General features: G+C 68.2%; 10 protein-coding genes. 5 read left to right on the top strand and 5 right to left on the bottom strand.

Annotation, left to right across the window (positions count from 1 at the left end):
* The first annotated feature begins 270 nt into the window (after positions 1-270).
* The 3 genes from QZ753_RS13375 (at position 271) to QZ753_RS13385 (ending at position 2,702) form a co-directional block, all read left to right on the top strand.
* On the top strand, positions 271-852 hold the full coding sequence (locus QZ753_RS13375) for a nitroreductase (protein ID WP_294644280.1): 582 nt from the start codon (positions 271-273) through the stop codon (positions 850-852).
* Complete coding sequence (locus tag QZ753_RS13380; protein ID WP_294644281.1) at positions 852-1,475, top strand: flavin reductase family protein; 624 nt, start codon at positions 852-854, stop codon at positions 1,473-1,475. Before QZ753_RS13375 ends, QZ753_RS13380 begins: the two co-directional genes overlap by 1 nt.
* Before the next feature lie 87 nt (positions 1,476-1,562).
* On the top strand, positions 1,563-2,702 hold the full coding sequence (locus QZ753_RS13385; RefSeq protein ID WP_294644282.1) for a DUF2336 domain-containing protein: 1,140 nt from the start codon (positions 1,563-1,565) through the stop codon (positions 2,700-2,702).
* 2 nt (positions 2,703-2,704) lie between these two features.
* Here QZ753_RS13385 and QZ753_RS13390 read toward each other — a convergent pair whose 3' ends face one another.
* The 3 genes from QZ753_RS13390 to QZ753_RS13400 all read right to left on the bottom strand — a co-directional run bounded on the left by QZ753_RS13390 (position 2,705) and on the right by QZ753_RS13400 (position 6,188).
* Positions 2,705-3,478, bottom strand: coding sequence for an NAD kinase (locus QZ753_RS13390; protein WP_055886632.1), 774 nt, complete (start codon positions 3,476-3,478; stop codon positions 2,705-2,707).
* A 96-nt stretch (positions 3,479-3,574) separates the two neighbouring features.
* Positions 3,575-4,714 (bottom strand): Gfo/Idh/MocA family oxidoreductase, encoded by a 1,140-nt coding sequence (locus QZ753_RS13395; protein WP_294644283.1) that lies wholly within the window; start codon positions 4,712-4,714, stop codon positions 3,575-3,577.
* Between the two features lie 70 nt (positions 4,715-4,784).
* Positions 4,785-6,188 (bottom strand): MFS transporter, encoded by a 1,404-nt coding sequence (locus QZ753_RS13400; RefSeq protein ID WP_294644284.1) that lies wholly within the window; start codon positions 6,186-6,188, stop codon positions 4,785-4,787.
* A gap of 153 nt (positions 6,189-6,341) precedes the next feature.
* Between QZ753_RS13400 and QZ753_RS13405 the strand changes: the two genes are divergently transcribed.
* A complete protein-coding gene (locus QZ753_RS13405; protein ID WP_294644285.1) occupies positions 6,342-6,992 on the top strand; it encodes an SOS response-associated peptidase in 651 nt (216 codons plus the stop codon).
* Between the two features lie 3 nt (positions 6,993-6,995).
* Here QZ753_RS13405 and QZ753_RS13410 read toward each other — a convergent pair whose 3' ends face one another.
* Together QZ753_RS13410 and QZ753_RS13415 are read right to left on the bottom strand one after the other, a co-directional pair.
* Positions 6,996-7,334, bottom strand: a complete 339-nt coding sequence (locus tag QZ753_RS13410) for a hypothetical protein (RefSeq protein ID WP_294644286.1) — start codon at positions 7,332-7,334, stop codon at positions 6,996-6,998.
* A 23-nt stretch (positions 7,335-7,357) separates the two neighbouring features.
* Complete coding sequence (locus tag QZ753_RS13415; RefSeq protein ID WP_294644287.1) at positions 7,358-7,702, bottom strand: DUF2934 domain-containing protein; 345 nt, start codon at positions 7,700-7,702, stop codon at positions 7,358-7,360.
* 138 nt (positions 7,703-7,840) lie between these two features.
* Between QZ753_RS13415 and QZ753_RS13420 the strand changes: the two genes are divergently transcribed.
* The coding region (locus QZ753_RS13420) for a 3-hydroxyisobutyryl-CoA hydrolase (RefSeq protein WP_294644288.1) at positions 7,841-8,701 on the top strand (861 nt) is incomplete at its 3' end.

The following is an 8,701-nucleotide window of genomic DNA, read 5'->3' on the forward strand; positions in this document are numbered from 1 at the left end:
GATCGGGCCCGCCCGCACCGCCCGGTCCCGGAGGAGCATCCTGCGCGCGGGCCGGTCCCTGGAGGGCGATGGACAAGGTGAGGGACAAGGCGATGCCGGATGCGCGCTTGATCAACCTTCAACCTCCTTAGGCCTTCCATTCGGATGCCTGTTCAAGGCTATCTCTCCGGTCATTTCAAGGCAGGTTCGAAGGACGGCGGCAAGTGGTCCGGTTGGCCGGCGTCCCGATCTCGGCTAGCACCACGTCCAGGCTCTACGAGGATTCGTTCGATGATCGACGCCAAGACACTGCTCGCCACGCGCCGCTCGGTCTCCATTCCAGCGCTCTGCGAACCCGGCCCCTCGGAAGCCGTGCTCGGCGAAATCCTGACGGCCGCGTCGCGCGTGCCCGATCATGGAAAGCTGGCGCCGTGGCGCTTCGTGCTCTTCCGGGGGGCCGCGGCACCGGCCCTCGGAAAGGCGCTGGCGGACCTCGCCGAAACGCGCGAGGGGCCTTTGAGCGAGGCGCGGCGCGCCTACGAGGAAGCGCGTTTCACGCGGGCGCCGCTCGTGGTCGGCGTCGTCTCCACGGCCAAGCCACACTTCAAGATCCCGGAGTGGGAGCAGGTCCTGTCGGCCGGCGCCGCGACCATGAACCTCATCCATGCCGCGCACGCCCATGGCTTCGCCGCGAACTGGATCACGGAATGGGTCGCCTACGACGAGGAGGCCAAGCGCCTGATGGGCATCGCGGCGGAAGAGAAGGTCGTCGGCTTCGTCTATATCGGTACGCCCTCCGAGGTGCCGAGCGACCGTCCGCGGCCGGAGCTTTCGGCCGTGGTGTCCGACGCTCCTATGCCGGCGGTGGCTTGATGTTCTACGAGACCGCGACCAACGACCACGGTCTTGCCCACGACCCGTTCAAGGCGATCGTCGCGCCGCGCCCGATCGGCTGGATCTCGACGCGCGCGCCGGACGGCACGACGAACCTCGCGCCCTACAGCTTCTTCAACGCTCTGTCCGACAAGCCGAAGCTCGTCATGTTCTCGTCGACGGGCATGAAGCATTCGGCGAGCCACGCGATCGCGACCGGCGAGTTCGTCGTGAATCTTGCGACGCGCGACCTCGCCGAGCAGGTGAACCGCTCCTCTGCGCCGGCCGAGGCGGGGGTCAGCGAGTTCGCCCTCACGGGTCTCACCGAAGCGCCCTGCCGGCTCGTCGCAGCGCCGCGTGTCGCCGAAGCGCCCGCTGCGCTGGAATGCCGATTGACCCAGTGGTTCCGGCCGGTCGGACTCGACGGCGCCGAGAGCGACGCGGTGATGGTGATCGGTCAGGTCGTCGGTATCCACATCGACGAGCGCATCCTGCGGGACGGACGGATCGCGCTCGATCTCGCCCGGCCGCTATCGCGCCTCGGCTATCTCGATTTCGCCTCGACCGACGACGCCTTCGAGCTTCGTCGCCCATCACGGGCCGACGCGGTTCCGCAGGGTTAAGCAAGTGCGAGCGAGCGTGGTGAACGCTTTCTTAAAGCTTTGAAGGTCACCATGGTCCGCATCGAATATGATGCGGGTCGTGGGTCCATGCTGGCACAGCAATTCGTCTTCTGGTGCGAAACCGCAACGGCCGCCGAACGCTGCGCCGCCGTGGAAATGCTCGCGGACGCAGTGGTGAACCGGAAGTTCCTGCCGAGCGACCTGCGCGAGGCGGAAGCGGCGCTGGTGATCGCGGCAGAAGATGCGTCGCCGCGCGTGCGCCGTGCCATCGCGGACGGCATCGCGGATGCCTCGACGGTTTCCCGCCAGCTCGTTCGCATGCTGTCCACCGATATCGACGACGTGGCGCTGCCGGTCGTTCTCCTGTCGCCCATGCTGACCGACGACGATCTCTGCGAACTCGTGCGAGCCGGGCGGCTCGGGCTCGGCGTCGCCATCGCGCGGCGGGCGGACGTGTCGGCCGGCGTCGCGGGCGTGATCGTCTCGGTCGGAGAGCCGGTGGCCTGCCTGGAACTCGCAAGGAACCAGGGCGCGGTCCTCGACGCCGCGGCGGTGACCCGGCTCGTCGACATGGCGGCCGACGTCGGTGAACTCCGCTACGCGCTTCTTCAACGGGGCGATCTGCCGGCCGGTCCGCGTCATGCGCTCCTGTCACAACTCGGCGATGCGCTCTGCTCGTCTCCGCTCGTCGCCAACGTCGTCGGGCTGTCGCGGGCGTCACGGCTGCGCGAAGAGGTTCGGGAGCAGGCGACGGCCTCGATGATCGATACGATCAAGGCCGACGAGATGACGGCCTTCGTCGAGCAGTTGCGCGGGACGAGCCAGCTCAACGCCGCCGTGCTCGTTCGCGCGGTCTGCATGGGGCGGATCGACCTCTTCGCCGCATCCCTCGCCCGACTGACCAGCTTGCCGGAGGCGCGCGTCCGCTCGATCATCGCCGATGCGAGGGAGCCTGCCTTCGCGGCGCTCGCCTCAGCCGCCGGACTCCCGAAGACCGTGGTACCGCTCCTCCTGTCGGCGGTGCGCGCCTGGAAGGACATGGCGGCCGACGACCGATTCGATGCCGCCGACGTCGCCTCCACCGTGATGGACCGCGTGACGATCGCCTTCCGCAAGACCGAGCGCGCTGGCGAAGGCGACGAGCTCGGTCGCCTTCTGCATCGCATGTCCTGCGAGGTGCAGCAGGGCGCCGCCCGCCGCCGGGCCGAGCGCTACCTCGCCGCCTGAGATCAGTAGCGGAACTGCTCGGCGAGGATTCGCTCGTCCCACGAATGCTCGGCATCGAACAGGATCAGGCTCCGCAGATCGGCGGACTCGCGGATGCGGATCGACTGGACCGACTTGACCTCGCGATGATCGGCCACCGCGTTGACGGGGCGCTTCTGCGCCTCCAGAACCTCGACGTCGACGACCTGATGGCGTGACAGGAGCGCCCCGCGCCACCGACGCGGCCGAAAGGCGCTGACAGGCGTCAGCGCCAGCAGCGGCGCGCTGATCGGCAGGATCGGCCCTTGTGCCGACAGATTGTAAGCGGTCGAGCCGGTCGGTGTGGCGACGAGCACGCCGTCGCAGACGAGCTCCTCCAGCCGCGTCTTGCCGTCGATACTGATCTTCAGCCGCGCCGCCTGATAGGACTGACGGAACAGGGCCACCTCGTTGATCGCCAGCGCCGAGTGGGGGAGCCCGTCGCCGTCGACCGCCGTCATCTCCAGGGGGTGGATCACCGTCTCGCTGGCACGATCGAGGCGCTCGGAGAGGCCGTCCTCCCGGAACTCGTTCATCAGGAAGCCGACGGTGCCCTTGTTCATGCCGTAGATCGGCTTGCCGGTATCCATGAAGCGATGGAGCACCTGGAGCATGAAGCCGTCGCCGCCCAGCGCGACGATGACCTCGGCATCCTCCGGCTCGACGGTCCGGTATAGCGCGGCGAGACGCTCGGCGGCCTCCGTGGCCTCGGGCGAGTCGCTGGCGAGGATCGCGATGGGGCGTGACGTGCTTTGCATGATGGTCCGTTCTGGACGGGCTCGCCGTCGACGCGTGGGAGCGAACCTAGCCGCAATGTCGACCCGCGCAAGTCCCTCGGACCGCGCGACGGCGCGTCAGAAGGTGGAGCGGGGCCTGTAGGGCATCGGATATCCGCTGGTGTCCTGCGCCACGATCGAGAGTTCCGTGACGTGAAGGGCAAACGCGTCGGCGAGCGGCGTGCGCGTGCCGCTTCGGATCGCTTCCGCCATCAGTGCGGGCCCGCGCATGAAGTCCATGCGGGAGGATGTTTCCGGCACCACGGCACCGCTGCGCGGCACGCTGAGCCGGCGCCCGAACCAGTGCTTCAACGGTCGCCCGCGCTCCAGTCGGCGCAGCACCTTGCCGAAAATGCCGGCGCGCGGACGCCAGTGACCGGCCGGATCGCGCAGGTAGAGGGACGAGCGGGCGTTCCAGCCGTCCGTCACCGAGAGGACGCCGCTGGTGCCGATGATGTGCATCGACCGGTCGCTCGGCGCGGCGAGGCCGCAGGTGAGCCGTGCGACGACGCCGGAGCGGAACCTCAGGCAGGCGACCGAGAAGTCGTTGGCGATCTCGTCCGGCGACTGCTGCGTGCCCTTGTCGGGAAACAGCTTGGCGGAGAACGCCGTCATCTCCTCCACCGGCCCGAAGAACTCGCAAAGCCAGGTGAGGTAGTAGCCCGCGTGCTCCAGCGTGCAGCCGACGGCGAACTCGTCCTCGGCCGGCCACGTCGCGCCGGACAGGCTTCGCCAGGTCCGGTAGTTCTCGCGGAAGACCATCGAATCTTCCATCTCGGCGTAGACCAGCCTGACGTCGCCGACGCTGCCGCCTTCGATGGTCCGGCGCGCCGTCTGAGCGGCCTCGCCCAGCACCGAACAGGGGGCCGAGGCGATCTGGAGCCCTTTCTCGCGGGCGAGCCGGACGAGATCTTCCGCCTGGCCGATCTCCATCGCCAGCGGCTTCTCCGAATAGACGTGCCGGCCCGCGTCGAGGCATGCCTTGGACACCTCGAAATGGCTCGCCGGATTGGTGAGGTTCACCACGAGTTCGACGGCGGGATCGGCGAGCAGCTCGTCCAACGTCGCGAAAATTCGCGTCTTGTGGAAGTCGGCGAAGCGGCGGGCGGCCGCGGGGTCGCGGTCGTAGGCGCCGACTAGACGAAGCTCCGGGTGGTTCGGGAGCGTCGTCATGTAATAGTCGGCCACGAACCCGCAGCCGACGATCGCGATGTTCATGGCGGTCTCCGCGCATTCGCTTTGGTCAAAGCTCTGCCATCGGAGGCCATAAGGAATTGCCAACGGCGGATCAGCCGCCGGCTGCGATCTCCTCGGCCTGGAGGGCGCCGGCCGGCTTCCCCACCGGTGGAGCCTCGTAACGACGCAGGAGCGACGGCACGATGCCACCGGCTGCGAGAGCCGCCGCCAGCAGCAGCGCGGCGGTCAGCGGATGATCGCTCACCAGGCCGAACATCACCGCGACAAGCGCGACGCCGAGCGACTGTCCGACGAGGCGCGCCGTCGACTGGATGCCGCTCGCGCCGCCGCTTCGCTCGCGCGGTGCGCTGGTGATCAGGATCTTGTTGTTCGGCGTCTGGAACAGGCCAAAGCCGAAACCGGCCAGCGCCAGCCGCCAGATCAGGTTGGCGTCGCTGGGGTTGGCGGGCATCAGCACCAGCGCCATAAGTCCTGCCGCGAACAGGAAGAGGCCGATGGCGCTGAGGCGCCCGGGATTGAAGCGGTCGGCCAACCGGCCCGAGATCGCGGCGGCGATCGCCGTCGCGATCGGCCAGGGCGTCAGCAGCAGGCCGGTTTCCGCCGCCGAGCGTCCCAACTCGTCGTGCAGGAGGAACGGCAGGGAGACGAAGGCGATGCCCTGCGCTCCGAAGGAACAGACCGAGGTGGCGGCCGAGAGCGCGAAGATCGGTCGGCGCAGAAGGTCTACCGGCAGGATCGGCTCCGCCAGTCGCAACTGCGAGCGCACGAAGACGGTCCCGACGATCAGTCCGCCCACGATCAGCGCGAGCGAAAAGCCTAGGCCTTCGGAATGGCCGATCCCGTTGACGCCGGAGATCAGCATGCCGAAGGTTAGGGCGCTCATGATGGCGCTCTTCAGGTCGAACGGCTGGCCGGACTTCGGCGTGTCGGGAAGGGTGCGCGAACCGGCGAGCAGCGCGAGAAGGCCGACGGGAACGTTGATCAGGAACAGCGCCGGCCATGAGGCGACCGACAGGATCGCGCCGGCGAGCGACGGACCCGCCGCCGAGGACACGCCGACGACGATCGCGACGCGCCCGACCGCGCGCCCCAGCCTCGAGGCGGGGAAGATGAAGCGGACGAGCGCGATGTTGACGCTCATGATGCCGGCCGCGCCGATGCCCTGGAGAACGCGCGCCGCGATCAGCATGTCGAGCGAGCGGGAGAGGGCGCAGACGAGCGAGGCCAGCGTGAAGATGCCGAGGCCTGTGAGATAGACCCGTCGGTAGCCGAAGATCTCACCGAGGCGAGCCAGAGGCAGGAGGAGCACGGTAACCGCGAGCTGATACCCGTTGACCACCCAGATCGCTTCCACCGGCGAGACGCCGAGATCCTGCGTGATGGGCGGCAGCGCGACATTGGCGACCGTACCGTCGAGCACGGCGACGAACAGCGCCATGGCGATCGTGCCGAAGGCCAACCGGCGGCGGAGTGGGGGCAAGCCGTCCTGATGCATGAGAACCGATCGAACTGGAATGCGAAGCGAGGTCGGAACGGGAAACTAGCCCCGGAGCGGGAAACTAGCCCCGGAGCGGTCGCAGGCTAGTTGTGACGCGTGCACCGACGACTGCCCCTTCGAGACAGTTGCGCGGGACAATGGGAACGGCGGATGTGCAACCTCTACTCGTTGACGACGACGCAGTCGGCCATGCGGGACTTCGCCAGGGCGACGCGTGACAGGCTCGGAAATCTCGCTGCAATGCCGGCGATCTTTCCGGATCAGACCGCCCCGATCGTCCGCCTGTTCGAAGGCGGGCGCGAACTCGCGCCCGCCCGCTGGGGAATGCCGTCACCGCAGTTCGCACTGAAAGGTCGATCGACCGATCCCGGCGTGACGAATATCCGCAATACCGACAGCCCGCATTGGCGGCGCTGGCTGACGCCCGCCCACCGATGCCTCGTGCCGTTCAATGCCTTCTGCGAGTACGAGACACTGCGCGACAAGACAAAGGTCCCCGTCTGGTTCGCGGCATCGGACGAGCGTCCGACGATGGCCTTCGCCGGTCTGTGGACCCGGTGGACCAGCACCCGCCGCAAGGCGGAGGGAGAGGTGACGGTCGACGCCTACGGCTTTCTCACGACGACAGCCAACGCCGTCGTCGGGAGCGTCCACCCCAAGGCGATGCCCGTCATCCTGACCGGAGAGGCGGACATGAATGCCTGGCTGGAGGCGCCCTGGACCGAGGCGCGCTCCCTGCAGCGTCCGTTGCCCGACGACGCGCTGCGGATCGTGGCGCGTGGCCAGCGCAGCGACGGTTGAGCCTCACGCCTTGAAGTTCAACTCCTCGGGGCTGCCGGTCACGCGGTCTTCAGCCTGCTGACGCACCGCCTCGTCCTGGTCGGCGAGGCCGTCCTCGGTCTCGTCGTAGCCCGTGCCGGGCATCGGCGCGGTGACCTCGCTGCGGGGTTCGGCGTAGACGCCCGCCTCGGTCGCCTCGTCGTCGGCCAACGGATCCGCCTGGCGATCCTCGGCGTCCGTTAGGGCTTCGGCGGTCGCCGTCTCGAGAAGGGCGCGGTCGGCTTCGCTGATAGTCGAACTCTCGGCAAATTCGCTGCGCTGCCGATCGTTCGGCATGCGCTGCTCGGGAAAGTCCTTCGTCATCGGTCGGTCTCCTGTTCGAGGCTTTACGGGCGGGTGCCCTGCGAAGGCACGGTGTTGTCCGGGTCGGTATCGGCATCGTTCGCGCCGGTCGTCTCGCGCGCGGCCTGCCAACTCGGACCGCGGGCGCCTTCGCCGATATCCGTCAATTCCGGGAACTCGCCCTGGTTCTCGAAGGCGACCGCCGGCTCGGGCTCGTCTTCCAGCGTCTCTTCCACCGGCGTCAGCGTCGAGCCGAAGCTGTCCTTCAGCGCGACGATCTCCTTCGCCTGCATCCAGTGGGAGGCGGCCCGTCCCTCGGGGCGGCCTTCCGATTCCCAGATCTCGTGCGCCTTCTGGCGAACCCGATCCTCGTCCAGCGTCGTGCTCATGTGTCAAAGTCCCGTTCACGTCATTCGTGATGGGACTACGCGCGACCGGCGACGCGGTTGCATCGGGGAGGCAGCTTCCGCCGTGACAGGCATGGTTTTCCCCGGCAACCTGCGCGCGGGTGCTTGAGGGGAGGGCGCATGTCGCACGAGCAGGAAACCGTAGTGACCGGCCGGGAGGGCGGGGCAGGCGTGATCCGCCTGAACCGTCCGAAGGCGCTGAATGCTCTCGACCTCGGCATGATCAGGGCGATGCGCAGGGCGCTGGACGCTTTCCTCGACGATCCGGCCGTCGCCCTCGTGCTTCTGGAAGGCACGGGGGATCGGGCGTTCTGCGCAGGCGGGGACATCCGCGCGGTGGTCGCCAGCGGCCGGGCCGCGGATGGTGTCGCCGAGTCCTTCTGGCGGGAGGAGTACGAACTGCTGTCACGGCTCGCCAATGCACGAAAGCCGATTGTCGCGCTGGCGGATGGCATCGTCATGGGCGGCGGGGCTGGGCTCGTCATGCACCTCCGCCACCGCGTGGCGACCGAGCGCGTGCGCTTCGCCATGCCGGAGGTCGGGATCGGTTTCCTGCCCGATGTCGGAGCGACCTACGTGCTGCCCCGCCTCCCGAAGGCGTTCGGTCGCTACCTCGCCCTCACCGGCGAGGCGGTCGACGCGGGGGACGCGGTGGCGGCGGGACTGTTCGACTATTGCGTTCCCTCCAATCGCCTCGCGGAACTGCGCCGGCAACTCACCGAACTCACGCCGGGCACGAGCCGGGACGCCGTCGATGCGCTGATTGAAATCGAGGCCGACGAGATCGGTGCGCCGCTTCTGGCGCATCATGGCGAGGCGATAACCGAAGCGTTCGCCCATACGGACATCGCCGAGATCGAGCATGCGCTTGAAGCGATGGAGGGCGACGCCGTACACGGCAGATTCGCGCGTCGGACGCTGGAGACGATGCGAGGGCGCTCGCCCTGGTCGATGGCCGTGACCAATGCTCTTCTCGACGAA

Origin of the sequence: uncultured Aureimonas sp. (assembly GCF_913775355.1) — a bacterium.
GTDB lineage: Bacteria > Pseudomonadota > Alphaproteobacteria > Rhizobiales > Rhizobiaceae > Aureimonas.